The sequence below is a fragment of the Collinsella sp. AF23-4AC genome (assembly GCF_003462685.1).
Classification (GTDB): Bacteria; Actinomycetota; Coriobacteriia; order Coriobacteriales; family Coriobacteriaceae; genus Collinsella.
In genome coordinates this window covers 55712-81689 of sequence record NZ_QRVE01000009.1, presented here as the reverse complement: position 1 = coordinate 81689, position 25978 = coordinate 55712, and the positions used below count along the sequence as shown (strand labels likewise).

General features: G+C 58.0%; 20 protein-coding genes. 15 read left to right on the top strand and 5 right to left on the bottom strand.

The window, feature by feature from the left end; translation table 11 throughout:
* The first annotated feature begins 271 nt into the window (after window positions 1–271).
* The 10 genes from DWY05_RS06410 to DWY05_RS06365 all read left to right on the top strand — a co-directional run bounded on the left by DWY05_RS06410 (window position 272) and on the right by DWY05_RS06365 (window position 11799).
* Complete coding sequence (locus tag DWY05_RS06410) at window positions 272–1282, top strand: LacI family DNA-binding transcriptional regulator (RefSeq protein WP_022094949.1); 1011 nt, start codon at window positions 272–274, stop codon at window positions 1280–1282.
* Window positions 1283–1465: 183 nt separating this feature from the next.
* On the top strand, window positions 1466–2848 hold the full coding sequence (locus tag DWY05_RS06405) for a family 43 glycosylhydrolase (protein ID WP_117821042.1): 1383 nt from the start codon (window positions 1466–1468) through the stop codon (window positions 2846–2848).
* 45 nt (window positions 2849–2893) lie between these two features.
* Window positions 2894–4345, top strand: coding sequence for a PTS transporter subunit EIIC (locus DWY05_RS06400; protein WP_052044095.1), 1452 nt, complete (start codon window positions 2894–2896; stop codon window positions 4343–4345).
* A 101-nt stretch (window positions 4346–4446) separates the two neighbouring features.
* Entirely contained in the window at window positions 4447–5889 is a 1443-nt protein-coding gene (locus DWY05_RS06395; RefSeq protein WP_117821043.1) for a glycoside hydrolase family 32 protein, read from the top strand.
* A 277-nt stretch (window positions 5890–6166) separates the two neighbouring features.
* Window positions 6167–7021: a DegV family protein gene (locus DWY05_RS06390; protein ID WP_117821044.1), complete on the top strand. Its 855-nt coding sequence runs from the start codon at window positions 6167–6169 to the stop codon at window positions 7019–7021.
* Window positions 7022–7207: 186 nt separating this feature from the next.
* Window positions 7208–8026, top strand: a complete 819-nt coding sequence (gene pflA, locus DWY05_RS06385) for a pyruvate formate-lyase-activating protein (RefSeq protein WP_117821045.1) — start codon at window positions 7208–7210, stop codon at window positions 8024–8026.
* Window positions 8027–8528: 502 nt separating this feature from the next.
* Window positions 8529–9440, top strand: coding sequence for a serine hydrolase (locus tag DWY05_RS06380; RefSeq protein ID WP_158558703.1), 912 nt, complete (start codon window positions 8529–8531; stop codon window positions 9438–9440).
* A 78-nt stretch (window positions 9441–9518) separates the two neighbouring features.
* On the top strand, window positions 9519–10259 hold the full coding sequence (mtnN, locus tag DWY05_RS06375) for a 5'-methylthioadenosine/S-adenosylhomocysteine nucleosidase (RefSeq protein ID WP_117821047.1): 741 nt from the start codon (window positions 9519–9521) through the stop codon (window positions 10257–10259).
* Between the two features lie 37 nt (window positions 10260–10296).
* Window positions 10297–10887 carry a ribosome biogenesis GTP-binding protein YihA/YsxC gene (gene yihA / locus DWY05_RS06370; protein ID WP_006234871.1) on the top strand — a complete coding sequence of 197 codons (591 nt, stop codon included), beginning with the start codon at window positions 10297–10299 and terminating at the stop codon, window positions 10885–10887.
* A gap of 279 nt (window positions 10888–11166) precedes the next feature.
* Entirely contained in the window at window positions 11167–11799 is a 633-nt protein-coding gene (locus DWY05_RS06365; RefSeq protein WP_117821084.1) for a helix-turn-helix transcriptional regulator, read from the top strand.
* A 288-nt stretch (window positions 11800–12087) separates the two neighbouring features.
* On the opposite strand, the gene thrB is transcribed toward DWY05_RS06365, so the two are convergent.
* Both thrB and thrC read right to left on the bottom strand, forming a co-directional pair.
* A complete protein-coding gene (gene thrB / locus DWY05_RS06360) occupies window positions 12088–12969 on the bottom strand; it encodes a homoserine kinase (RefSeq protein ID WP_117821048.1) in 882 nt (293 codons plus the stop codon).
* A 203-nt stretch (window positions 12970–13172) separates the two neighbouring features.
* Window positions 13173–14690, bottom strand: coding sequence for a threonine synthase (thrC, locus tag DWY05_RS06355; RefSeq protein ID WP_117821049.1), 1518 nt, complete (start codon window positions 14688–14690; stop codon window positions 13173–13175).
* A 104-nt stretch (window positions 14691–14794) separates the two neighbouring features.
* Here thrC and DWY05_RS06350 point away from each other — a divergent pair, with 104 nt between their 5' ends.
* The 3 genes from DWY05_RS06350 (at window position 14795) to DWY05_RS06340 (ending at window position 18414) form a co-directional block, all read left to right on the top strand.
* Complete coding sequence (locus DWY05_RS06350; protein ID WP_117798250.1) at window positions 14795–16183, top strand: aspartate kinase; 1389 nt, start codon at window positions 14795–14797, stop codon at window positions 16181–16183.
* 173 nt (window positions 16184–16356) lie between these two features.
* Window positions 16357–17382, top strand: a complete 1026-nt coding sequence (locus DWY05_RS06345) for an aspartate-semialdehyde dehydrogenase (RefSeq protein ID WP_117766544.1) — start codon at window positions 16357–16359, stop codon at window positions 17380–17382.
* Between the two features lie 453 nt (window positions 17383–17835).
* Window positions 17836–18414, top strand: a complete 579-nt coding sequence (locus DWY05_RS06340) for a methylated-DNA--[protein]-cysteine S-methyltransferase (protein ID WP_233502300.1) — start codon at window positions 17836–17838, stop codon at window positions 18412–18414.
* A gap of 206 nt (window positions 18415–18620) precedes the next feature.
* On the opposite strand, the gene DWY05_RS06335 is transcribed toward DWY05_RS06340, so the two are convergent.
* Window positions 18621–19838, bottom strand: coding sequence for a chloride channel protein (locus DWY05_RS06335; protein ID WP_199409584.1), 1218 nt, complete (start codon window positions 19836–19838; stop codon window positions 18621–18623).
* Window positions 19839–20041: 203 nt separating this feature from the next.
* Window positions 20042–20680: a GyrI-like domain-containing protein gene (locus DWY05_RS06330; protein WP_117821051.1), complete on the bottom strand. Its 639-nt coding sequence runs from the start codon at window positions 20678–20680 to the stop codon at window positions 20042–20044.
* A 271-nt stretch (window positions 20681–20951) separates the two neighbouring features.
* On the opposite strand from DWY05_RS06330, the gene DWY05_RS06325 reads away from it, so the two are divergent.
* Both DWY05_RS06325 and DWY05_RS06320 read left to right on the top strand, forming a co-directional pair.
* Window positions 20952–21653 carry an ABC transporter ATP-binding protein gene (locus tag DWY05_RS06325; protein WP_117821052.1) on the top strand — a complete coding sequence of 234 codons (702 nt, stop codon included), beginning with the start codon at window positions 20952–20954 and terminating at the stop codon, window positions 21651–21653.
* Window positions 21654–21658: 5 nt separating this feature from the next.
* The gene (locus DWY05_RS06320) at window positions 21659–24424 is read left to right on the top strand and encodes an FtsX-like permease family protein (RefSeq protein WP_233504036.1); all 2766 of its coding nucleotides are present in this window, start codon (window positions 21659–21661) and stop codon (window positions 24422–24424) included.
* Window positions 24425–24918: 494 nt separating this feature from the next.
* Here the strand turns inward: DWY05_RS06320 and DWY05_RS06315 are convergent, their stop codons facing one another.
* On the bottom strand, window positions 24919–25857 hold the full coding sequence (locus tag DWY05_RS06315; RefSeq protein WP_117821053.1) for a helix-turn-helix domain-containing protein: 939 nt from the start codon (window positions 25855–25857) through the stop codon (window positions 24919–24921).
* Window positions 25858–25978 lie beyond the last annotated feature (121 nt).

Below are 25978 nucleotides of genomic sequence, written 5' to 3'. Positions count from 1 at the left end.
GTCACCGCGCGGTCCGCATCTGATGGTGTCGACGTCAATGGTATACGGGTGCACCATCGACGTCTTCAATACAGAAAATATCAGTGCGGAATGTTCTGGGGAGAAGCCCATTACGCCCTCGCGGGGTCCTGTGTAGTCACCCTTTAGGCGGAACTCTCCTAATTATTTGGATGAGTCGTTTACTTACTTGTGCTGTTACCGTCTTCCCGCTGTTGTTGGGGTATGCTTTGTTCGTATGTAAACGTTTGACATGTTGATGGGGGAGGGTGCTATGGCTCGCGAGGGCGCTCGTTCTAAGGATTCTGCTAAGCCTGGCATCAAGGAAGTTGCAGCGGTGGCGGGGGTTTCGCCTACTACGGTATCTCGCGTGCTTAATAATCGCGGCTATATTAGCCAAGAGACCCGCGATAAGGTCCATGCCGCGATGGAGCGCATCAACTATACGCCCAACGATATCGCCCGTGCCATGCTCAACGGTCGCCTGAATCTTATCGGTATGATCGTTCCCTTTGTGAGCAGCCCGTTCCATGCTCAGGTTGTGCAGGCGGTCGAGCGCACGTTAGCGGAAAACGGCTTTAAGATGTTGCTGTGCAACAGCGCCAATCGACCTGATCTTGAGCGTTCCTATATCGACATGCTCCGCCGCAATATGGTCGACGGCGTAATCGTCAACTCCCTCAATATCGGTGCTGAGGCATATGCCGAGATGGGCTTGAGCCTGGTTGGCATCGACTGCGATCTTGGCGAGGGCTCTGTCCAGATTGCAAGTGACAGCTATGGCATCGGCGAGCTCGCCACGCGCCGTCTGATTGATGACGGCTGCAGGCGTATCCTGTGCCTGCGCAGCAATAGCCGCATGCGCATGCCTGCCAATAAGCGTACCGATGCCTACCTCGATGTTGTTGAGCAGGCCGGTTTGTCCGCGCTTGTCCGTGAGGTTGAGTTCGTTAAGCCCGACGACGAAAAGGGCGCGGTCGTTGCGAAGATCCTCGATGAGAACCCCGATATTGACGGCATCTTTGCGGGAGACGATACGATGGCGGCCATCTGTCTCAACGTGATGAAGCAGCGCGGCTTGAGCGCTCCAGACGATATTAAGGTCGTGGGCGCGGATGGTGCCCGCCGAACTATGACGTTTATGCCTGACTTAACAACCGTACGTCAAGATATCGATCGCATCGGAGAGCTCGCGGCGCAATCCATCATCGCTCTTATTAACGGCGATAATCCCGAATCGAATATCAAGCTTCCCGTTGAACTCATTGAGGGCAAAACCGCGTAGTTCATCCCGTGCCAAAAGAATTCCTCAAACGCCTCTGATGACCGTTCACCGGCATATGTCAACCGTTTGCCGACGACTGGAACTGCGAAAAGACGTATTGGTGTGAAAACGTTTGACATATGAAAACGATTGACATATCTTGCCATTGTACCGAGTTAGTATGTCGTGGAAAGGAAGTCTCGGATGCACAAGGTGTATTACCAGCCTGAGGGAATTTGGGTAGGCGACATCATGCCGTACGGCGAGGACGGCACGTTCTATCTCTATCATCAGCGTGACACGCGTAACCCCGAACCTTTCGGAGAGCCGTTTGGCTGGGCACTCGCTACGACCAAGGATTTCGTCAACTACAAGGACTTTGGGGAGAGCCTTGAGCGCGGCGGCGACGAGGAAGTCGACCAGTACATTTATGCCGGCACGGTGTTTAAGGTGGGCGACAAGTACCATGCGCTCTACACTGGTTGCAATCGCGATAAGGTCCGCGCACGTTTGATGAAGCAGGTTCTTCTTCACGCAACGAGCGACGACGCCGTCAAGTGGGAGAAGAACATCGCCGAGACGCTGCTTCCGCCCCAGGAGGGTTACGATGATCGCAACTGGCGCGATCCCTTTGTGCTTTGGGATGAGGAGAACGAAGAGTACATGCTCATCCTCGGCACGCGTGTGGGCGAGGACAAGCGTCTGATGACCGGCCGCCTGGTCAAGTTCACCTCCAAGGATCTGACCAACTGGGAGTTCCAGGGCGACTGGTGGAACCCGGGCCTGTACACCATGTTTGAGATGCCTGATCTCTTTAAGATGGGCGACTGGTGGTACCTCGTCTTTTCCGAGTACAGCGACGGCAACAAGACCCGTTACCGCATGTCCAAGTCCATCAACGGTCCTTGGATTACCCCCGCTGACGACTCCTTCGACGGCCGCGCGTACTACGCCGCTCGCACCGCATTCGATGGCGAGCGTCGCGTTCTCTTTGGTTGGGTTCCTACGCGTGACGAGGGCGGCGACCCCAGCTCTTACCTATGGGGTGGCACCTTTATGCCCCTCGAGATCGTTCAGCGTGCCGACGGAACGCTCGGCACCAAGCTCCCCGACAGCATGCTTGGCGCCTTTGGCGAGGCTAAGGCAGTCGAGACCTTTGAGCTTTCCTGCGAGTCGGGCAAGGTCGAGCAGGTGCTCGCCGCGGATGCCGGCTCCACCTACTTGCTCGATGCCGACATTGAGCTCGGCGGTAACGCTGCCGGCTTCTCGGTGAAGCTTGCCGAGGACGCCGAGACCGGTCTTGCCTATGAGTTCCGCGCCAACCTGCGCGAGGGCAAGCTCGAGTTCACGCCGGCTCCCCAGTACCCGTGGTTCCAGGTCAACAACATGGGCCTCGAGCGTCCGTTGTTCTTTAAGGGCGAGGGCACTCACCATGTGCGTCTGGTCGTCGACGACGACATCGCGACCATCTTTGTCGATGATGTTGCGCTCAACGCTCGCTTCTGCAACAAGCAGGGCCAGGGTGTGGCGCTTACCGTCACCGACGGTGCGCTCAAGTGCGCAAACGCAACGATCGCGTCTCTGTAGCGGCAACGAACCGTTTTATGATTTAGAAAAGGAATGGAGAGGAACATGGACTACAAGGCAGTGTCCCAGCAAGTCGTCGACAACGTCGGCGGACTGGAGAACATCGAGGGCGCCACGCATTGCGTGACCCGTCTGCGTCTGGTGCTCAAGGATACGAGCAAATACAACAAGGCCGAGCTCGAGAACATCGATGGCGTCAAGGGCGTGCTGTACAACAGCGGCCAGCTCATGATCATCTTCGGTACCGGTACCGTCAACAAGGTTTACGATGAGTTTATGGCTCTGACGGGCGTTAAGGAGATCAGTGCTTCCGAGGTCAAGGGCGCCGAGGCGGACAAGAAGGGCAAGTTCTTCTCGGTCCTCAAGGTATTCTCGGACATCTTTATCCCCATCATTCCCGCCTTCGTCGGCGCTGCTATCATCATCGGTCTTAAGTCGCTGATCGTTGCCAACGGCCTCTTTGGCATGGAGGGCAGCCTCGCCGATCACAGCGAGTTCCTCAAGAACCTCGCAAGCTTCTTTGCCATTATCGCCACCACGTTCGACTACCTGCCTGTCCTGGTTATGTACAGCGCGGTCAAGCGTTTTGGCGGTAACCCGATCCTGGGCATCCTCGTCGGTATCGTCATGGTTCACCCGAGTCTTATGAACCGTAACACGTTCGTTATGGACCCGACGGGTGCTGAGTACTGGAACTTCGGTCCGCTCTCCATTCCCATGGTTGCTTTCCAGGGCGGCGTGTTCCCCGCAATCCTGACCGCCTGGTTTATGGCCAAGGTCGAAAAGATTGCCCAGAAGTACATCCCCGAGGTCGTTTCGTTCGTCTTTGTCCCGACCGTTACCCTGATTCTTGCTAACGTCGCTCTGTTCACCGTGTTCGGCCCGCTCGGCAACCTGATCGGCGACGTCCTCGCCGGCGTAATCGATATCCTGTACAACAGGATGGGCGTCTTTGGTGCCTTTGTCTTCGCCGCGTTTCTGCAGCCGCTCGTCGTTACCGGTACGCATCAGTTCATCCAGGGTATCGAGGCCAACCTCGTTGCCACGACCGGCTTCAACTACATCCAGGCCATCTGGTCGGTTTCCATCATCGCCCAGGGCGGCGGCGCCATCGGTATGTACCTCATTCACAAGAAGCACTCCAAAGAGCGCAACATCTGCATGTCGTCCTTTATCCCGACGCTGGTCGGAATCTCCGAGCCCGCTATCTTTGCTGCAAACATGCGCTACTCGATCATCCCGTTCATCTGCGCATGCATCGGTGCAGGCTGCGGCGGTGCCTTCGTCAAGCTCTTTGAGGTGCGCGCTATCGGTCAGGGTCTGACCGGTGTGCTTGGCCTGCTCATCGTTACGCCCGAGACTCTCGTGTGGTATGTGGCTGGCAATCTCATCGCCTTTATCGTGCCGATCGTCTTGATCTTTGCCTACAACAAGGCAAAGGGCGTTCCGACCACCGATGAAGAGGGCGCTGGTGCTGGCTTCGATGTCAGCTTCTAGTTGAGCCGTTCAGCGTAATGTGCGGATAAGTCCATTTGAGGAAGGGCGCTCGGCTCGTGCGAGTCGAGCGTCCTTCCCTATAGACGAGAAAGTCAACGGCGATGTTTAATCAAAAAAATAAGGTGACACGCGCGGACTATGAGCAGTGGCGTGCCGGACAGGATGAGACGGCGGGTCGCATCGCGTCCGACCCCGATAGGCTCCTGTTCCATGTGGAGCCTGAGCTTGGCTGGCTCAACGACCCCAACGGTTTGGTTCAGATTGGTGATACGTATCACATCTATCATCAATACGATCCGTTCGATGCCGCGCATGGCGGTCCAGTGCTTTGGAACCATCTGACGACAAAGGATTTTGTGACGTACGAGAATCACGGCCCCGCGCTGTTCCCCGATTCCGATTTGGATTCGAGTGGAGCGTATTCTGGTTCTGCCTTTGTACGCGATGGCAAGATTCACTACTTCTATACCGGCAACGTCAAGCATTTTGACCGCGATGATTACGACTACGTGTTGACGGGCCGTGAGCAAAACCAGATTCATATGGTTGCCGAGAATCCCGACGAATTGGGCGAGAAGTGCATAGCTGTTGGACCGGTCGATTACCCCGACGATATCGGTACGCACGTGCGCGACCCCAAGATCCTTGAGCACGATGGTATCTACTACATGGTTCTGGGCGCTCGTACGAAAGACGACCGTGGCTGCGTGCTTGTCTATGCCTCGCGCAATCTTGAGGACTGGAGCTATGCGACGCGCATTGAGTTGGGCGAGGAGTTTGGCTTTATGTGGGAGTGCCCCGATCTGTTTGAGCTCGATGGCGAGCTTATTCTCGTTTGCTGTCCGCAGGGTGTGCCTGCCGATGGTTGGCGTTACCGCAATCCGCATCAGTGCGTGTGGTTCCCCATCGAGGCCGATTGGGAGGCGCCGAGCTTTAAAATCGTCGGGCAGGGCATGCCCCCGATGGTCGATGCCGGTTTTGATTTCTATGCTCCGCAGTCCTTTGAGGATGCTACAGGCCGGCGATTGATGATCGGATGGTCGGGTTGCCCCGATGCGACGGCGGAAAACCCGACGGTGGCGCGCGGGTGGCAGTGCGCGTTGACGGTGCCGCGAGAGCTGAGCATGCGCGATGGTAAGCTCTGCCAGCAGCCGGCGCACGAGATTGAGAGGATGCGCGGCGACTGCGTTCGCGCGACAGGCGGTGAAACCGTTGAGGAGCCGGGCCGCCTGTTTGATCTTGTGGTTTCCTGTGAGGGCGCCAAGATGGTCGAGCTCGAAATCCGCAAGGGTGTCTTTGTGCGCTATGCAGACGGGATGCTTACCCTCGACATGGGTGACGAAGGCTATGGGCGCGACCAAAGGTCGATCGAGCTCAGCGAGCTTCGCGACCTGCGCGTGCTTTCGGACACTACGATGGTCGAGATTTTTGCCAACAGCGGCGAGGCGGCACTTACGAGCCGTACCTATTCGCCGGCGGTTTCGGCGATGGGGTTGCATGCCGAGGGTGCGGCGTCGATGGATTTCTACCGCCTCGCGCATTAACCGTGCGTGGAGCACGATTGGACTTGCCGGGCGGAATGTGTCGCAGTTGCCGCAGCGAACTACCGTTTATCGTGTATAGCTACCGTTTGCGGAGTAAGTAACACATTGTTGTAAACCGTGTAGAATCCTAGATAAGCACGGAGTTTTCCAGGGAGACGCTGTCCTTTGTTGTGTGCAAGGGGCGGCGTCTCTTTGGCGCTTGGAGGCCGTTGTGTAGCAGGACGGTGGACGTGCGTCACATATTAAAAAGCCAACGTCGGGATGGGTCGTGATGATAATGGGCAAGTACGTAATCGTGGTTGAATCTGGTTCGGATGTGACGCCAGAGCTCTGCGAACGCTACGGTATCGTGCGCGTACCTATGCATGTCACGATTGGTGACGAGACCGTCGAGGACGGCTCGATCGATCCGCTCGAGATTTATTCGCGCTGCAACGAGTTTGGCGTGATGCCCAAGACCAGCGGCTGCGCGCCGGCAGATTTTGCGCACGTGTACGATCGCATCCATGCCGAGCAGCCCGATGCGACTATTCTGCACCTTGCGTATTCCGAGGCCACGACCTGCTCACACCAGTCTTCTAAGATTGCCGCCAAGGGTCGCGACTACGTCTACTCCATGGACACGCGTTTTGTCTCGGTGGGCCAGTCGCTTGTTGCCGTCGAGACCGCCAAATACATCGAGGCTCACCCCGATGCCACCGTCGACGAAATCTTTGCATTTACGAATTCCGTCATGGACCGTGTGCTGCTGGGCTTTGTTCCTACCGACCTAGCCTTCCTTAAGGCGGGCGGTCGTCTATCCAACGTGGCATTCCTCGGTGCCCATCTGCTCAAGATTAAGCCCTGCATTGAGGTAACGGGCGGCAAGTTCGTGGCAACCAAGAAGTTCCGCGGCTCTATGCTCAAGTGCGCCCGCGCCTTTATTGACCACATGGTTGCGAAGGGCGAGATTGACTACTCGCATATTGGCCTGGCGTATTCGGTAGGCCTTTCCCAGGAGCTGCGCGACGACATGGAAGTCTATGCGCACGACCTGGGCTTTAAGGACGTTACCTGGACTCAGGTCGGCGGTGTCATCTCGAGCCATTGCGGCCCGACCGCCTTCGGTGCGGTGCTCACGCTTAAGGCGTAAGGTCTGGCGTCTATCGATTTCTATTGCCTCAGCGGCGGGCGGGTTGCGATAACCTTCCCGCCGCTCTTGCGTAGGGCCAAATAGGACAACCTAATTGACCGCTAAACCGTTTCGCCATCATGCGTATGGGCTAGAATGATTCTGGCATTTATGTAGCTAAAACCAATGAGAGGCAAGGTAGCGGGAATGGCTGAGATGACGCTCGAGGGTGTGGACGCTCGTCCCGAGGACTCTGCGTTTGCCCTGGGCCGCGTACATTCGATTGAGACGATGGGAACGGTCGATGGACCCGGCATCCGCTTTGTGGTGTTTGTTCAGGGCTGCCCCATGCGCTGTGCGTATTGCCACAACCCCGATACCTGGTCGGTTAGCGGCGGCACCATGGTGACCGTCGAGCACCTGATGGACGAGTTCCAGAGCAACCATGAGTTTTACCGCAGCGGCGGTATTACGGTGTCCGGCGGCGAGCCGCTCTTGCAGCCCGCGTTTTTAGCCGACCTGTTCCGTGCAATGCACAACAACCCCGATGGCCGCGTGCATACCTGCCTCGACAGCTGCGGCTATGCGTTTGACCCCAACCATCCCGAGAAGTTCGATACTGTTCTCAACGAGACCGACATGGTGCTGCTCGACATCAAGCATGCCGATCCCGTTGAGCATAAAAAGCTGACCGGTTGCGATCCCGCACGCATTCTGGCGTTTGGTGATGAGCTTGCCCGTCGCAAGATTAAGGTCGTTATCCGCCACGTGGTGGTGCCCGGCATTACCGATACGGTTGAGGAGTGCGAGGCGCTCGGCCGCCTCATCGCTCCATGGCACAACGTGGTGGGCCTGGAAATGCTGCCGTATCACACGATGGGCGTCGTCAAGTACGAGCAATTGGGCATTCCCTATAAGCTCGAGGGCGTTCCACAGATGGATACCGCGCGCATGCCCGAGCTGCGCAACGCCGTCATGACGGGCATGAAAAAGCGTCGCGCGGAACTCAAAAACGCTATCGGCTAGCGAGCCATTTTCGCTCCCCAAAGGCACTCATTGGGGACAGACTTAAATGAGTGCCCCTGGGCACCAAGTTGATTGCCAAAGAGCTCCGTCAAGTTGCGGTGGAATAGTTCTTGTTTTTCGGCTTATGCCGCCCAAATAGGAACTATTCCACCGCAACTGCGTTTTGGGCGGAGATGCGCAACAGAATCGCGCCATTTGGATAAATACGCTTGTGGTTTCTTTAAAGACGCCTTAAACGCCGCTGAATATCTTTGGAAAGAAATGCCTGCTCGGTATTATGCTGCTCGTATATGAACGGTAGCAGTCAGGAGACCACGTGCGAAATAACGCATCGCGGGACGAGTATATGCCGCAGCATAGCAGCAGATATGAGACGAAGGGCACATCTTCGCGTGGCCTTGCCGACGCTCGCGTCCGCGTGACGAAGATTGCCGCCATTGGGATGCTAACGTTGGCGATTATTATCCTCGGAATTACCGCCAAAACCTACGCGTCGGAGCGAATGGCACACTCAGATGCGTCAACGGTACAGACGCAAAACGAGAAGGTTTCAAAGTCCAAAGCGTCGGCAGATCTCAAGACGAGACTTTCGAAGGCGGACTTCAACGATATCCCTTCGGGTGATACCGTTCAGGCCTTCTCGTTGGTGGATAACAAGACTCCTACCTTGGAGGATGAGAGCCTTGCCTTGCTCCAGGATGCCCTGAGTCGGGCGCAGGAGCTAGGCGATGTGGGCGTGGTGTTCTACGACCTGTCAAGCGGCAAGGGCGTGACGTATAACCTCGATGTCGAGGTTTACGGCGCGAGTAGCTACAAGGCGCTCTATGCGTTGTACATCTGCGAATTTCTGGTCGAGACGGGTCAGGTTTCACTCGATGATTCCCTTGGCACCTATGGTGGCTACAACATGGGTTGGCAGACGGTGCGCGACCTGATCGAGGCCGCGATCGTTAATTCGGACAACGATTCGTTTATTGCGTTACGCGCGACGTTTGACCGTGTCGGTTACGAGGATTGGATTGCCAGTCTTGGCATCGATTACGATACCGCACTCGATCCGATGAGTGATTTTCCCACCTATTGCCCGCGCACCTCGGCCAAGTTGTGGCGCGAGATGAGCGAGTATTTGAGCCGTGATACCGAGACGTCGCAATGGCTATCGGATCTTCTGGCCTCTACGACCCGGTCCTTTATCCGCGACGGCATTGCGGACGACCAAGCCCTGGTGCGCAACAAGGCCGGCTGGATTAGCGAGGATGGTTGCTATTCGACATGCGATGCGGGCCTCATCGATGTCGATGGCGACACCTACATTATGAGTATCATGACATCGATGCCATGGAGCGATCGCTCGAGCGAGCTGGTGGCTGCGATTGCTAAGACATTCTTTGATACCCGAGCTGCGCTGGCCTAACGTGTTCGTTTGACGAGGTCAAACAAAATGCTGGTACCATACCGTGGTTGAGAATTTCGTATAGGTTTGGGGAATGGCATGGCTACCATCGCGATTATCGGTGCGCTCGAAAAAGAGATCATGCAGATTAAGGAAGAGTTGAGCAACGTTTGCATGGTACAGGAGGCGGGCTTGAACGTTGTGACCGGCGGGCTCGACGGCCTGTCGATTGTCGCCACGACGGCGGGTATGGGCACGGTAAACGCTTCCGCCGCAACACAGCACCTCATTAGCAAGTATGCTCCACAGGCAGTTGTGTTTTCTGGTATCGCAGGTGGCCTGAATCCCAAGCTCCATATCGACGATGTCGTCATTGGCAAATGCCTGCGCTATCTAGATACCGATACCGCGCTTATCGCCGAGTCTGCACCGGGGCTCGAGGAGTTTGTCTCGACGCCCGCGCTGGTCGATATTGCCGCCGATGTGCTTGCTGAGCGTGGGTTTGTTGATGCTTCGACAAATGAGACCGCTTCGAACGAGGGTGCAAAGCAGTTCCTGGTCGGCACGATTGCCACGGGTAACCGCTTTGTGACGGGCGCCGCTATGCGCAATGATGCCATCGAGGCGACGCATGCCGATTGTGTCGGCATGGAGGGCGCGGCAATTGCCCATGTCGCAACCAAAAATGGTGTCGATTGCCTGGTGCTGCGTGCTATCAGCGATAATTGTGACGAGGCGTATGATGCGATTTGCGACCGCGAGTTCGATTTGTTCGAGTATGCGCGTGCCGCAAGCGATATCACGCTCGATATCGTTCGACGCATTGCCGCTGCGCAATAGCGCGTTTTTTGCAAGATCCTACGACCAAGGAGTGTCCATGGCCGATTCCATTAACTACCAGCTTGCCAAGTTCGTCGCCAGCTACGGCAAGGTTTCGCAGATCCCCGAGTCCACCTGTCCCGAGGTGAGCTTTGTTGGCCGCTCCAACGTGGGCAAGTCGTCGATTATGAACAAGCTCTTTGGCCGCAAGAACCTGGTCAAGGTTTCCAGCACGCCGGGCAAGACGAGCAACATCAACTTCTTTGAGGCCGACGACGTGCATTTCGTGGACCTGCCGGGTTACGGTTTCGCCCGTCGCTCCAAGGCCGAGCGCGACCGTTGGGCCGAGCTCATCGGCGACTTTTTCGACTCCGAGCGCAGCTTTAACTTGGTCGTCTCGCTGGTGGACATTCGTCACGACCCCAGCAAGCTCGACCACGACATGATTGACTACCTACAGGGCAACGAGTTCAACTTTATCGTCTGCCTCACCAAGGCCGACAAGCTCAGCCGCACCCAGCAGGCCCGTCAGGCAGCGGCCATCAAGAAGCAGCTCAACGTCCCGGCCGAGAACGTAATCATCACAAGCTCCCAAACCGGCACCGGCATCGACGAACTCAAAAAGCGCATCGCCGAGGCCTGCCTCTAATCGGGCTGCAGCCCCTCAAAAGCTCTCATCTATATCACCCCAGTGATAGTTATTGGTAAACTATCACTGGGGTGATGTCAATTGGTTCCGAGTATTATCCCAGGCGTTTCGAGTGAGAGCAGAACGCGCGGCGCAAGTACTTGGACACTGTGAATGGATTCGATTCCGAAGGTGTCGACATTAGGGATTTGATGGCAGGGAGGGTTGATTTAAATGATCCAAGAGTTAACGGATTGTGGGCCGAGTAGGACATACCCCGTCTACTACCTTGAGGATGCAATGAACAACCTCGGCGACTGCTTTGACTATGCCGTTAACGATTATGGGGCAGAAGGATCGGAAGTTGCTGAACTCTTTTGTCTGAGCGGCGTAGCCCGCGAGTTCGAACGCGGCAACGCATGGGTAGTGTCGGGAAAATCGGGCGTTGAGCTGTTCGCGCTCATTGCCGAAAGGTCCGGCTATCAATCAAGGCCGATGCCAAATCGAACCTACCGATTCGAAAAGACACCGGAATATTGGACAGGCTGGATATTGGCATACCTTCAGTGGCGCCTAGGAGAGTCTTTCGAAGATTTGCTGCATGTCGTTCCATTTGATGTGCTACGCAGTCTGTACTACCCCTGGCACGAAGCCTCGGAGGAACGCGTGGCTCGCCTCGTCTGCGATATGGCGAAAAAAGCGTCCAGGCAAACCAAACTTGCGTTAGCAAGAAAGAGGCTCAAGAAAACCCAACAAGATCTGGCATACGAATCGGGTGTGTCACTCCGCTCAATCCAAATGTACGAGCAGCGCCAGAGAAACATCAATGAAGCTTCGGTTACAAGCGTAAGAGCCATAGCAAAAGCCCTCCACTGCAACATCGAAGACCTCCTAGAACCAGTCTTCGAATACAAAGAAACCAGCGCCGCCTAAACCAAGCACACAGCCGATGCCCGCCTCTAGGAAGTGCTCCAGCCTAGCAAGAGCCCCTACCAATAAAAAGCCAAACTATCAGCCCGGCGCCCTTTCAAAGCGTGGGTCCCTGTAGACATCCTCAGTAAGGTAGGCGCAGGGACGGTCGGGATGTTCCCTCAAAATCATTCCGCAGCGCGAAGGCCCCTTGTCCGTCGCTCCGCAGGAGCAGGACAAGGGGCCTTCATGCGCGAGGACGATTTTGAGGGAACATCCCGACCGTCCCGGACAGGTATATGAGGAGGATGTCTACAGGTACTCGATTTGAGCGCCCTCGGTGTCGCACGTCAGAATATGCGTATCACACTTAGGGAACTGCTCGCGCAGCTTGACCTGCAAGAACTTTGCCACGATGGTGTCGTCGGTCACAGCCATGAGGGTCGAGCCCGAGCCGCTAATCCAGATGGTCTTAGCGCCGCCGTTAAGGCAGGTGTCGCGCACGGCGTTGTAGTCGGGAATCAGGCGGCGACGATAGGGCTCCTGAATGCGGTCGTCATTGGCGGCGGCAATCAGGTCCAGGTCACCAGTCTCCAAGCCGCGCGTCATACCGGCGATGCGGCCCATCTGCCACACGGCGGTGGAGAGCGGAATCTCCTGCGGCACGACCTTGCGCGCCTCGCTCGTGTGTACCTCGTAGGGCGGAATCACGGTAATAAAACGCAAGCGATCGCTCACCTCGTAGCGCAGGCACTGGGGGAGCGAATCGGTCGGCGTAAAGGAGCAGACGGCGCCGCCCAGGATAGCGGGGGCGACGTTATCGGGATGGCCCTCGACCTCGGTGGCGAGGCGGACGAGCTCGGCGCGGTCGACGGTATGGCCCGTCAACGCGGCGGCAGCCATGATGCCGGCGACGACGCAGGTGGAGCTGGAACCCAAGCCGCGGGCGACGGGCACGTCGGTCTGAATGTCGATAGCGACGGGGAAGGCCGGCTCGCCCCAGGCGGCCAGAGCATCGACAAAGCTCACATAGACCAGGTTATTCTCGTTTTGGAACTCCTCGGGGCAGCCCGTGATGGTGAGCTTGTCGGCGCGCTCGAAGGTGAAGTGCGAGTAGAGGCTGACGGCCATGCCGAGGGTGTCGTAGCCGATGCCCAAGTTGGCGCTCGTTGCTGGGACGGTGATTTTGATCATGTGGGTCCTCCTGGCGTGCCTGGCTGTTTAGTTCGCTGCTCGGACAGTCCTGCGCAAGACGGAAAGCACATTAAGTGCTTTCCTTTGCGTGCGGAACTCGCGACGAACTAAACAGCCAGGCACGCTGTGCGCGTTCGTCATCATCCCGGGGGTTATCTGATGAAAGAAGGTGCGCCGGCTTTCGCCGGCGCTTAATAAGGGGTTTAGTTGGTAGCCATCTTTTTTGCTGCAGACTCTACGTAGTTGGCCATGTCGGCTACGTCGCAGACGTCTTCGAAGCGGACGGGCTTGGACTCGAGCTCGGCGAGTTGGATCGGGGCAACCGTGTTGGTTGCCTGCTCGAGCACGCGCATGGCCTCAAAGTCGTCTTCGGGAACGTCGAGCCCCAGGGCGTCGCAGCAGGCGCGCGGGAACTTGTAGGGGCTGGCGGTCGAAAGTAGCACGCGGGCCTTGGCGCCCTCGGCGGGAGCGACCTTTTCAAAGACGTGATAGCCGCAAGCGGTGTGCGGGTCGATTACGTAGCCGTTCGCATCCCAGCAGCTCTTGATAGCAGCACGGACTTCGTCCTCGCTGGCCCAGCCGCAGCCAAAGACGCTCTGAATCTTAGCCAGCAGCTCGGCGGGCACCTCGTAGCGGCCGGTCTGGGCAAGCTGCTCCATAAAGCCGGCAACGAGCTCGCAGTCGCCATCGGACAGGAAGTACAGCATGCGCTCCAGGTTGGAGCTGATGAGGATGTCCATCGACGGCGAGATAGTCGTGAAGAACGGACGGTTGCGGTCGTAGACGCCGGTGGTCAGGAAGTCGGCAAGCACGTTGTTCTTGTCGCTCGCCACGACGAGCTTGGCGACGGGCAGACCCATGCGCTTGGCGTAGTAGCCGGCCAAGATATCGCCAAAGTTGCCGGTGGGTACACAGAACTCCACGGCGTCGCCAACCTCGATAGCGCCGGCGCGCAGCAGCTGCGCATAGGCGGCAAAGTAGTAGACGACCTGCGGTACCAGACGGCCGACATTGATGGAGTTGGCGCTTGAAAGCACCGTGCCAGCGGCCTCCAGGCGCTCGGCAAGCTCCTTATCGGCAAAGATGCGCTTGACGGCGCTCTGGGCGTCGTCGAAGTTGCCGCGGATGCCGCAGACGGCGACGTTATCGCCCTCCTGTGTGGACATCTGCAGGTTCTGGACGCGGCTGACCTTGCCTTCGGGATAAAAGACGGTGATGCCCGTGCCCGGGGCGTCGGCAAAGCCAGCGAGTGCTGCCTTGCCGGTGTCGCCTGACGTGGCGGTGACGATCATGATGCGCTCGGTGCCGCCGTCCTTGGCGGAAGTGCGGGCCATGAGGCGGGGGAGCATCTGCAGGGCGACGTCCTTGAAGGCACTCGTGGGGCCGCCAAAGAGCTCCATCACATAGGTCTGAGGGGCGTCAGCGCCCGGCGCAGCGTCGAGTTTGACGAGCGGCGTAACCTCTTCACTCGCGAACGTGCCGCGGTATGCCTCGTCGACACACGCCGAAATTTCTTCGGCCGTGTAATCATTCAGTAACATTCCCAACACATCTTGAGCGATTTCAAAGTACGATTTATCTGCAAGCGAGCTGATATCGACCTGCTGGGTGCCGAGCTCGTCCGAGACAAACAAACCCCCGTCGGGAGCGATGCCGGTGCGGATTGCCACCTTACTTGAGCACGATAAAGTGCGTCCTCGTGTACTATGATAAGTTCCCATATAACACTGCTCCTCGGATGCCTTGGTCCCAATCGGTGAAACCATGGTATCAGAGCGCGCAAAATAGGTTCGCAGAGGCTTTTTAGAAAGGTAACCTCCAGCCCATGATTAAGATTGCCAAGTTTGGCGGCTCGTCAGTCGCCGACGCCGAACACTTTAAGAAAATCAAGGCCATCGTCGATGCCGACCCGGCCCGCCGTTTTGTGGTGGTTTCTGCCTGCGGTCGCCGCTTTAAGGGCGACACCAAGGTGACTGACCTGCTCTACCTGGTTAATGCGCATGTTAAGTACCACGTGTCGTGCGAGGAACTGCTCGAGGACATTGGCCAGCGCTATTTTGATATCGCTGACGAGCTGGAACTCACCTATCCCATCCGCGAGGAGTTCGCGGCCTTTGCCGAGCGCGCCCGCTCGGGCGGCTACTCTACCGAGGAGCTCGTAAGCCGTGGCGAGTACTTTACCGCTCGTCTGATGGCCGAGTACCTGGGCCTGCCGTTCCTGGATGCCGCGACGGTCGTGGCGTTCCATCACGACGGTACGCTCAGCATGAACCGCACCTCCGAGCTGGTGCAGGAGTACGGTCAGCAGGGTGGCTTTGTCATGCCCGGTTTCTACGGCGCGACGCGTGAGGGCCAAATCAAGCTGCTCGATCGTGGCGGCGGCGATATCTCGGGCTCGATTCTGGCCAAGTGCCTGGGCGCCGATCTGTACGAGAACTGGACCGACGTTTCGGGCTTCTATTCTGCCGATCCACGTATTGTTCCCGAGGCTCAGCCCATTGCGCGCGTTACCTACGAGGAGCTGCGCGAGCTTTCGTACATGGGCGCAAGCGTCCTGCACGAGGAAGCCGTGTTTCCCGTGCGCGAGGCAGGCATTCCGCTGGTCATCAAGAACACCAATGCGCCGCAGGACCCCGGGACCATCATTAGCGAGACGGCTGATGAGGGCGAGGCGGAGCCCATCATTACCGGCGTGACCGGCAAACGCGGCTTTGTCGCCATCAACGTCGCCCGCGACCGCACCAAGCCCCGTGTCGGCTTTATGCGCCGTGCACTTTCGGTGTTCGAACGCTATGACGTTTCCGTCGAGCACATGCCCACTGGTGTCGACCGCTTTGGCGCCGTGGTGCAGGAGCAGGATGTGCACGATTCGCTGTACTCGCTTGTGGGCGACATTCAGCAGGAGGTCGAGCCGCTCGAGATCGAGGTTGTCGAGGGCCTGGCGCTCATCGCGACCGTCGGTCGTAACCTGCGCGGTCGTGCAGGTATCTCGGGCCATCTGTTTGGCATGCTCGGCCAGGCCGGCGTGAGCGTGCGCATGATTTCGCAGAGCTGTGACGAGATCAACATCATTATCGGTGTCGAGGAGAAGGACTTCGACCTGGCGATTCGGACCATTTACCGTGCCTTCTCCGACGAAAACGGCATTGTGAAGGTCTCCGATCTGGAGGCTCCTGCGCCGGTCGATCCCGCTCTGGCTGCGCTCAAAAAGTAGCGACTGCTCGGTAGATTTTTGGGTCATGTCTCAAAAATCTACGGTGGGGCGTTTCGTTTCGGTTTCGTTTCGACGGGGCGGGTTTCGTGCCCGCCCCGTTCTTGTATACACTGGCAACAATAATCGGCCTGCTTGGCGTGCGGGCAAAAGCCACAACCTTTAAAGGGGGAAGCATGAAACAGTACACGGTTGCTATTTTGGGCGCGACGGGAGCTGTAGGCACCCAGATGCTCGAGTGCCTCAACGAGCAGGAGTTCCCGGTTGGCAAGCTCAAGCTGCTGGCAAGTGCACGCTCCGCGGGTAAAACCGTCGAGTTCCGCGGCGAGCAGATCGTGATTGAGGAAGCTTGCCCCGAGGCTTTTGAGGGCTGCGACATTGTGCTTGGAGCCGCCGGTGACGATATCGCGAAGGAGCTGCTGCCCGAGGCCGTCAAGCGCGGCGCCGTCGTGGTCGACAACAGCCATGCCTTCCGTATGGATCCCGAGGTGCCGCTGGTCGTGCCCGAGATCAATGCTGACGACATCAAGTGGCATCACGGCCTTATCGCCAACCCCAACTGCGCGACCATCATCGGCCTGGTTCCCACGTGGCCGCTGCATCAGCTCGCCGGCGTGAAGCGCATGATTGTCTCGACGTATCAGGCGGCTTCGGGCGCTGGCGCGCCCGGTATGGCCGAGCTCGAGGCTCAGCTGGCCGCCCTGGGCCGTGGTGAGGAGATTCCCGAGCCGCGCGCATTTGCCGCCCAGCTCGCGAGCAACCTGATTCCGCAGATTGGCGGCGTCAAGGAGGAGGGCTTTACTTCCGAGGAGATGAAGCTGCAGAACGAGGGTCGCAAGATCATGCACCTGCCCGAGCTGCGCGTGAACTGCACCTGCGTGCGCGTGCCTGTACTGCGCTCGCACTCCGAGAGCATTACGCTCGAGTTTGAGCGCGACATTACGGTGGAAGAGGCCCGTGCTGCGCTGGCTGCCGCTCCGGGCGTGAAGCTGGTTGACGATATGGCTGCTGAGGATGCACACGACCGCTTCCCCATGCCGATGGATACGTCCGACCAGGACCTGATCTGGGTCGGCCGCGTGCGTCGCGACATCTCGAACCCCGAGGCTGCGCGCGGTATCACCTTCTGGTGCTGCGGCGACCAAATCCGTAAGGGCGCGGCAACCAACGCCGTCCAGATTGCCAAGCTGCTCTGCGAGTAGTGTGACCTGTCCGGCGGGGGCCGGGCTTAGTTTTCAGAACGTCCTCGACCATGTGTGGCGCCTTGTCCTGCTCCTTCGGAGCCGCGGACAAGGCGCCACACTGGTCTGCGGAGTGTTCTGAAAACTAAGCCCGGCCCCCGCCTGCGGTGACTCGGCTGCGAGCGGCCTGCGATGGGGCCGTTGTTGGCTGGGGCCGCTGGGCTGATGTGAGGGCACGTGGCCGTTGCGGGCCCTGGCCCCGGCGGCGGCCTCGGCGCTTTGCGCCTGCCGCCTTTGGGGACTGTGGGGCGCGGCCGGCAGCTGCGGCGCGTTGCGCCTGCTGCCTGCGGGGACTTTGGGGTCGTGCGGCAGCTGCGGCGCTTCGCGCCTGCTGCCTTGGGTGACTTTGGGGTCGATTGGGGTTGCCTGTACAATTCGCGGTATTATGTTGCGGAGTTTTGAAGGGAGCCGCTGGTGGTCACGACGACGTTTGCTTCGCCTTTGGGCGAAATCTTGCTTGCCGCTGATGGCCGCGGTCTGACGGGGCTTTGGTTTGAGGGGCAGGAGCACTTTGGTTCCACGCTTCTTAAAGAAAGCGCCGAATACGTTGAGGGCACCGATGCAGTTTCGGGTGCCGGGGGCATGCAGACGGTAAATCCGGCCAATGGCGCGGCTTCTTCGGTGCTAGAGCGTTCTTGGGCTTGGCTCAACGCCTATTTTGCGGGGCAGGAGCCTCGGTTTACGCCGCCGTTGCATTTGATTGGCACGGCGTTTCAGCGTGAGGTTTGGTTTGAGCTACTTTCAATTCCGCGTGGCGAGGTCGCTACGTATGGCGAGATCGCCCAGCGTGTTGCAGCGCGGCATCGTGTGCCGGGAAACGAGGCGCCCGTTGTGTCTCCCCGTGCTGTGGGGGCTGCGGTTGCGCGTAATCCCATTTCGATTATCGTGCCGTGCCATCGCGTGGTCGCGGCCGACGGATCGCTCAACGGATATGCTGGCGGCCTCGACCGCAAGGAGTGGCTGCTGCGGCTTGAGGGCGCGTACGAGGAGTAACGCTCGAGCACTTTGCATAGCCAAGATGCCGTGAAAGAACGGGACACGCTTTCCGAATGGAGGCTCAGACGGAAACTACGTCCCGGAATTCCGTTTTAAAGCGGGATGCGCTTTCCGAATGGCGTCCCAAGCGGAAACCGTGTCCCGGAATACAGCCTCAGAGTGGGGCGCCGTTTCCGGTTGAGATCACCTGCTTGGACATCTTTCTACGCCCGCTCCTGCAGGGCGTAGATCGATTTGTCCATGTTGAACAGATAAGCCACAACGCAGACGATAAAGAACGCCGGCAGATTACCGAAACCGAAGACCTCGCAGCCAATGAGGATCGGCGCGAGCAGCGTGTTGGTGGCGCCGCCAAAGACGGCGGCGTATCCCAGCGCGGCGCAAAGTTCGACGGGCATGCCGAGGATTCCGGCGAGCACGACGCCAAGGCTCGCTCCGATGGAGAACAACGGCGTCACCTCGCCACCCTGATATCCTGCGGCAAGCGTGGTAATGGTGAGTGCGAATTTGAGCGCCCAGTCCCAAGGCATGATGGCGTCCTTGCCGTCACCGTTGAGCGCTGCCGATATCAGGTTGGTACCAAGTCCGCAGTATCGCCCCTGCCACAGTGTGAGCAGAATCGCTGATAGCGCGATGCCCATAACGGCGATGCGCACATAGGGGTTGGGGAGTAGCCGCGCCGCAAGTGTTTTGGCATGTGCAAGGCACCAGGCAAAGGCGCCGCCCACCATACCAAACGCGATGCCCAACAGCGCCAGCCGCCCAAGACCGGGGAGGTCGAGCGCATACGAGGCGGTAACGGCGACCTCGAACTTCTCGAGCCCCAGGGCGCCGGAGGTCATACTTGCGGCGAGCGAGGCCGTAAGCGCGGGAAACAGCGCGCGGTATTCCATGCGTCCTGCGACCAGTACTTCGATAGCAAAGACCGTGGCTGCAAGTGGCGTTCGAAAGAGTCCAGCAAAGCCGGCAGCCATGCCGATAAGCAAAAACGTGTTGCCGGGGTCTCGGAAAGGTAGACGCCGGCCGATCCAGTGTGAGACGGTTGCACCGATCTGCACGGCCACGCCCTCGCGTCCCGCGCTGCCGCCAAAGAGGTGCGTTCCCCACGTGCTCAGCATAATGAGCGGCACCAAGCGCGGGGAGATAGCGTCTTCGCGCCCGTGGCCTACGTCGAATACTAAGCTCATGCCGCGTTCGGTGCCTTTGCCCCAGGTGCGGTAGGCAAATACGATGGCCAAGCCCATGAGGGCGAGGAAGGGAAGGAGCAGGGTGATGTGCTCGTCGCGGAAGGCACCGATCGCCAGGAGCACGCGACCAAAGAGGGCACAAATGGCGCCGACGATGATGTCAATAGGGATTCCGACAGCACCCATGAGCACGAGGCCGCTATAGGTGTTGACCAGGTGTTTGATTCTGCTCAATACGTTGCTTTCCGACATTTTGCTTTCCGACACTTGCTCTTTTGATAAAAAAAGAGCTGGAGTTGCGCATCGTTGAGAGGCTTTCCAGCTTTAGCAAAACAAACTTATAAGATGCGACGGGCTGCGTCAAGATAATTACCGGACGGCCCAGGAGGCGGCTGGTTGGCTGGCTTAAAACCTAACGCGTGAAATGACGCTCCACGCTATTCAGCGCGCTTGATAGGATGACGAACCACAGTCTTAAGTTTCTCCGGTGCACATTTGCGTGGATCGGAGAGATAGATTTCGTGATGTAAACGGGTGTCTGAGAAGTCGGGGACATAGCCCAGCTCGGTCGCATATTCATGCATGGCGCCTACGGTTGCCGGCTCGTTGTCGTAGGGCCCGGTGTGCATGCATTGAACGCAGAGGCCCTCGTCAACTTTAAGCAGTTCGACGGCGGAAAAGTCCAGTTTCTTTTTGGTCGTGGCTTCCGCGACTGCCCAGTCAAAGTCATCTCGGGTGACGAAATCGGGCAGGCGGATGCACGAGATAAAGTTGAAATCGTCCTTGCGTACATAATCGATGTCGCCGCTCGGGAACTCTTGCCACCAGAAACCCTCGAGCGGCGGTACCACAAAGTCGAAATAGCCCTCGATACTCCTTGAGCCTTTCTTCGACATCTTGACGGTATAGGCGATTCCGTAAAGCAGCGGCAGAGCGTTTTGATACTCGCCACCTTCGGTATTTGGGTCGCCCTTGCCGCGAACGGCAACGTAGCTCATAGGCGGGACAGTTACGATACTCGGCTTGCTTGCAGGTTTGTAGAGCTCCTTGCATTCCTTCTTAAAGTCGAACGCCATGTTGGCCGCCTTTCTGCGTATTGGCCTGCTTAGATAACGGAATCATATCATAGAAACGAACAGCTGTTCGAATGATTTGGCTGACAGATTGAGATGCGTGCGTTGTGTTTGGCGGTCGGCCTGACCCCGTCGATGATTTCTCTGCCTCCCCGGCGCCTCATCTATAGCTGCCGTTTCCCCATATAAAACCTGCCAAAATAAACCTGTCTCTTTTTGATAGGTGGGAAATGGGTAATACTAAAGAGTTATCCGACCAGATGGGAACCGATCGATGGCCTATATCGAATTTAAAGACGTCATCAAAGCATACGGCGAGGGCGATGCCCGCATTCACGCGCTCGACGGCGCGAGCTTTACCGTTGAGCGCGGTGAGCTCGCCATTATCCTGGGCGCCTCGGGTGCCGGCAAGACCACGGCGCTCAACATCCTGGGCGGCATGGATACGGCGACTTCCGGCACCGTAACGGTGGACGGGCGCGATGTGAGCTCCGCCAACGAGGCGCAGCTCGTGGAATACCGCCGCGCCGACGTCGGCTTTGTCTTCCAGTTCTACAATCTGGTTCCCAACCTGACGGCACTCGAAAACGTTGAGCTCGCAGCTCAGATCTGCCCCGATTCGCTCGATGCCGAGCAAACGCTTAGCCAGGTTGGCCTGGGCGAGCGCCTCGCCAACTTTCCGGCGCAGCTTTCGGGCGGCGAGCAGCAGCGCGTGTCCATTGCCCGCGCACTGGCCAAGAATCCCAAGCTGCTTTTGTGCGACGAGCCCACGGGCGCACTCGACTACAAAACCGGCAAGCAGATCCTGCAGCTGCTACAGGACACCTGCCGCAAGCAGGGCATCACGGTCATTATCATCACCCACAACTCCGCGCTGGCGCCCATGGCCGATCGCCTGATCCGCTTTAAGAGCGGCCGCGTGGAGAGCGAGACGGTCCAACAAAATCCCGTGCCTATCGAGACGATCGAGTGGTAGCGCCCATGGACCAAGATCGCCAAAACAGCCAAAACCACGATACGGAGCATGCGGGTCGCGACCGGGAGTTCGCGACCTATCGTACTGCCCAAAGTTCAAACGACATGGTGCCGACGGTTTTTCGCCGTGGCATCTACCGCACAATCCGAGGCAGTCTTAAGCGCTTCTTGTCTATCGTCGTGATCACCGCGCTCGGCGTGAGCGTGATGTGCGGCCTCAAGGCGGGTTGCGAGGATCTGTGCGATTCGGTCGACGCTTACTTTGACCAGCAGAATGTTTATGACATCAACGTGCAGTCGACTTATGGCCTGACCGACGATGATCTCGCCGCCATCCAAGAGGTCGATGGTGTCGAGACGGCCGAGGGCATCTACACCGAGACCGCCTACACCGCCGTGGGTACAACGCGCGAGCGCGTGGTCGTGCAGAGTCTCTCCAAGGAGAACATCGATCAGCCGGTGCTCGTGAACGGCGATTTGCCCGAGAGCGCCGATGAGGTCGCGGTGACTTCGAAGTTCCTGAAGGCTTCGGGCAAAAAGCTCGGCGATACGGTGAGTTTTGCCGCCAATGACGCGAGCTCGTCGAACCAAAGCGCCAAGGATCAGTTTGCCGCGGGCGATTACACCATTACGGCCGAGGTCCTCGATCCCACTGATGTGAGCTCCGACTCGACAGTCAACGCCTTTCGCGCTGCTTCGGCGGCGGACTATAAGTTCTATGTGAGCGAGGACGCCGCGACGTCGTCGTCCTATTCCGCAGTCCACGTAGTCGTCGAGGGAGCCAAGAGCCTCAACTCCTATTCGGATGCCTACGCGGCAAAGATCAACAAGGTCAAGGGCAATATAGAGAAGATCCGCGAGGAGCGTGAGAAGGCGCGCGCTCAGGAGCTGACAGTCGACACGCCGGCAAGCTTGGATGCGGCCGAGCGCCAGGCGAATATGCTCTTTGGGATTGAGCAGGACAACATCAATCGCATGGCCCAGGGCAGCGAGGAACGCGTCCAGGCTCAGGCCGACCTGGATCAGCGCCGCGCCGCCGCCGACCAGCAGTTTGCCGATGCCCGCGCCGAGCTTTCCGATTTGGGTGAATGCACGTGGTACATCCAGGACCGCGACAATATCGCAAGCTACTCAAGCGTGGAGAGCGATAGCTCGTCAATTGAGGCTATTGCGACGGTGTTTCCGTTCATCTTCTTTATCGTCGCCGTGCTCATCAGCCTTACCACCGCCACGCGTATGGTCGAGGAGGAGCGCACGCTCATCGGCCTGTATAAGGCGCTTGGTTATTCGCGCGGGCGCATTCTGTCCAAATACGTGGACTACTCGCTGTGGGCGTGCCTGATCGGCGGCGTGCTCGGCAATATCATCGGATTTGTGGGCCTGCCGCTGTTCCTGTTTACGGTGTTCGACGACATGTACTCGCTGCCCCAGATGTTGCTTTCGTACGACATTGTGTCCTCAATCGTCTCGGTAGCACTGTTTGCCGTGGGCGTGGTGGGCGCCACAATTATCGCCTGCCGCCACGAGATGGCCGAGACCCCGGCCTCGCTCATGCGCCCCAAGGCTCCGCGCGCCGGCTCGCGCATCTTGCTTGAGCGCATCGGCTTTATCTGGCGCCGCATGGGCTTTTTGAACAAGGTCGCTGCACGCAACCTATTCCGCTATAAAAAGCGCGCCTTTATGACCATCTTTGGCATCGCGGGTTGCACCGCGCTTGTGATCTGCGGTATGGGTATTCGCGATACGTCGGTGGCGCTTTCGCCCAAACAGTACGGGCATATCACGCGTTATGACTTGCTGGCGGTCGCCAACCCCGATGACTTTACGCAGACGTGCGCGGCGTTGGATGAGCGCAGCGCGGCCAATGATTCCAACGTGACCGTGACTTCGACGCTGCCGATTATGACCGACAACGTCACCTTTACTTTTGGCGGCAAGAGCGAGACTGTGCAGCTGATCGTGGTGCCCGATGACCGCACGAACGACCTGGACGACTACGTTCGCCTTGAGGATGAGTCCAAAGAGCCGCTGTCTTTGCGTGACGGAGACGTGTATCTGAGCAAGAGTTCACAGCTGGTGCTGGGGATTCAGCCGGGCGATACGGCACACGTCCAGGATTCGTCGCTCAATGTTGCCAAGGTCAAAGTCAGTGACATTTCGCTTAACTATCTGGGCAACACGCTTTACATGACGCAGGGCACCTATGAGCGCGCGTTCGGTCGAAGCGCACGCCTCAACGGCGTCTTTGTGCTGCTTAAGGGCTCGTCGGCCGACCAGATTGCGTTTAGCAAGAATCTTAAGAGCGACGGTTGGCTTACGATTTCGAGTACGGCCGAGCATTGGGAGAACTACGAAGCGAACTTTACGATTATCAATTCGGTCGTGGTGCTCGTGACCTTTATGGCGGCGTGCCTGTCGTTTGTGGTGGTGTTTACGCTGTCCAACACGAATATCTCCGAGCGCGAGCGCGAGCTGGCGACCATCAAGGTATTGGGCTTCCGCCGTGGCGAGGTGCACCATTACGTCAACAAGGAGACGCTGATTCTCACGGCGATCGGCGCTGCGCTGGGCGTGCCGCTGGGCGGCTTGCTGGCCGAGAGCTTTACCTACATTTTGCAGATGCCGTCGCTGTACTTTGACGTCGAAGTCGAGCCGCTGAGCTACGTGCTATCCGTGTTGCTGGCCTTTGCCTTTACGTTTATCGTCAACCTCGCCACCAATCGTACCCTCAACAAGATTGACATGGTCGGCGCCCTCAAGAGCGCCGAGTAACCCGCCAAAAAGGAACAGGTTTATTTTGACAGGTTTTATCTGGGCAAACGCCGGACAACCATTAGGTGGCCCGGCGTTTGTTGCTTTGCTATCTTCTGCTCGCAAGCGTTGATGAGAGGCTCTCTTTAGCCTTCGAGATTGGGCTTGAATGGGTCGTGTGCTACAAAACGGGCCTATCTACTACGTTTAATTGGATACCCTCAACCATGCCGGGAAAACGAAAAATAAAACCGCAGGTAGAAGGCCTGTCGATTTTTGAAAAAGGCGGTCATGGTTGACCCCATCGAGTTAAACGTAGTAGATGACCCCTTTTCGTGACGGACCATCAAACGAACGCCGACGCTTGTGCCGTAGCCGCTCCGATCGTTCGTAAGTTGCGGTGGAATAGTTCCTAAATTCGACTACTCAAGGCTAAAACCGGAACTATATCACCGCAACTTAGGAGGGATGGGCGGGGGAGTACTAGTTGGGTGCTGCTGTCGGGCTGGGATGGTTTAGGCTCGCTTGCGGTGCTTCCATTGTTTGCGGCACCAACGCATGAGTGCTTTTACGACCGGGATGGTGATGAGGATTACCCAGGCGGGATGGGGCTGCCCCAGGCAGAGCCACATGTAGAGGAACCATGCCTCGGCACTGACTGAATAGACGACATCGATCAGCTTAGATAAGTGGCGTTGGTCGATAAGGTCGCCAAGCGCGTAATAGATGGGAATCAGAAAGACGAGGAAGAGTCCCGTAGCCCATGTGCCGTAGACAATGCCGAGCACCAGATAGGCGAGAGCGACAAGTGCGGGGAAGGGGAATTTGTTCCATGCACGTCCAACCTTGGTGTGGAAATGCTTGCCATGATGGTCGAGCTTGTCGTGTGCTTCCTTCCAGCTGGAAAACGTCTCGCCGTCGATGGTGACAGTGCCGTCGTCATTGGTACGCACGCTATGTCCATCGTCCTCAAGCGTATCGATATGCACGCCGCCCGGCCCCACATGCACCTCTTCGCCCTTGCGCTCGTTGGTCACATGGATGCCGCTCCAACCAACATGGACTTCCTCGCCTTTATTGGGATCAATGACGTGGATACCGCGCGCGAGGGAAATATCGACAAGTGGCTTATCGCTGCAATCAGCGTGTTCAGTAGAAGCCTCAGCCTCTTCAGCCTTATCTGAAGCTTTGGCGCCGGCGTCGCTGTCCTGTGCCTCATCATCAGCCTGCGAGGCGTCAGTGCTATCCACCGCCTCCCCATACAACAACTCATCCAGCGACACACCATACAGCGCGGCGAGCGCAATAAGGTTATCGGTATCGGGCGAGGATTCGCTGCGCTCCCATTTACTGACAGCCTGACGACTCACGCCCAACTGGGCGGCAAGTGCCTCCTGAGAAAGCCCGGCAGCCTTGCGGCGATCAACGAGCCGCTGTGCCATCGCAAGATCCATGGCAGTTCCTTTCATGTGGTGACCGTAATCGAATGAGCCGAGTATGCCGAGAACAACCGGTAGCGACCACCATTTCTAGTTAGAATCTGCCCCAACCCTACCGCAACTACCGGTAGCAACC

What these genes read in the sequence shown, in the direction of transcription:
- DWY05_RS06405 (WP_117821042.1), top strand. Translation starts at nt 1,466, where the DNA reads ATGCACAAGGTGTATTACCAGCCTGAGGGAATTTGGGTAGGCGACATC.
- DWY05_RS06330 (WP_117821051.1), bottom strand. Translation starts at nt 20,680, where the DNA reads ATGGCGTTCGACTTTAAGAAGGAATGCAAGGAGCTCTACAAACCTGCA.
- DWY05_RS06395 (WP_117821043.1), top strand. Translation starts at nt 4,447, where the DNA reads ATGTTTAATCAAAAAAATAAGGTGACACGCGCGGACTATGAGCAGTGG.
- DWY05_RS06350 (WP_117798250.1), top strand. Translation starts at nt 14,795, where the DNA reads ATGATTAAGATTGCCAAGTTTGGCGGCTCGTCAGTCGCCGACGCCGAA.
- thrB (WP_117821048.1), bottom strand. Translation starts at nt 12,969, where the DNA reads ATGATCAAAATCACCGTCCCAGCAACGAGCGCCAACTTGGGCATCGGC.
- DWY05_RS06345 (WP_117766544.1), top strand. Translation starts at nt 16,357, where the DNA reads ATGAAACAGTACACGGTTGCTATTTTGGGCGCGACGGGAGCTGTAGGC.
- DWY05_RS06320 (WP_233504036.1), top strand. Translation starts at nt 21,659, where the DNA reads ATGGACCAAGATCGCCAAAACAGCCAAAACCACGATACGGAGCATGCG.
- DWY05_RS06325 (WP_117821052.1), top strand. Translation starts at nt 20,952, where the DNA reads ATGGCCTATATCGAATTTAAAGACGTCATCAAAGCATACGGCGAGGGC.
- pflA (WP_117821045.1), top strand. Translation starts at nt 7,208, where the DNA reads ATGGCTGAGATGACGCTCGAGGGTGTGGACGCTCGTCCCGAGGACTCT.
- DWY05_RS06315 (WP_117821053.1), bottom strand. Translation starts at nt 25,857, where the DNA reads ATGGATCTTGCGATGGCACAGCGGCTCGTTGATCGCCGCAAGGCTGCC.
- DWY05_RS06410 (WP_022094949.1), top strand. Translation starts at nt 272, where the DNA reads ATGGCTCGCGAGGGCGCTCGTTCTAAGGATTCTGCTAAGCCTGGCATC.
- DWY05_RS06380 (WP_158558703.1), top strand. Translation starts at nt 8,529, where the DNA reads ATGGCACACTCAGATGCGTCAACGGTACAGACGCAAAACGAGAAGGTT.
- mtnN (WP_117821047.1), top strand. Translation starts at nt 9,519, where the DNA reads ATGGCTACCATCGCGATTATCGGTGCGCTCGAAAAAGAGATCATGCAG.
- thrC (WP_117821049.1), bottom strand. Translation starts at nt 14,690, where the DNA reads ATGGGAACTTATCATAGTACACGAGGACGCACTTTATCGTGCTCAAGT.
- DWY05_RS06390 (WP_117821044.1), top strand. Translation starts at nt 6,167, where the DNA reads ATGGGCAAGTACGTAATCGTGGTTGAATCTGGTTCGGATGTGACGCCA.
- yihA (WP_006234871.1), top strand. Translation starts at nt 10,297, where the DNA reads ATGGCCGATTCCATTAACTACCAGCTTGCCAAGTTCGTCGCCAGCTAC.
- DWY05_RS06400 (WP_052044095.1), top strand. Translation starts at nt 2,894, where the DNA reads ATGGACTACAAGGCAGTGTCCCAGCAAGTCGTCGACAACGTCGGCGGA.
- DWY05_RS06365 (WP_117821084.1), top strand. Translation starts at nt 11,167, where the DNA reads ATGAACAACCTCGGCGACTGCTTTGACTATGCCGTTAACGATTATGGG.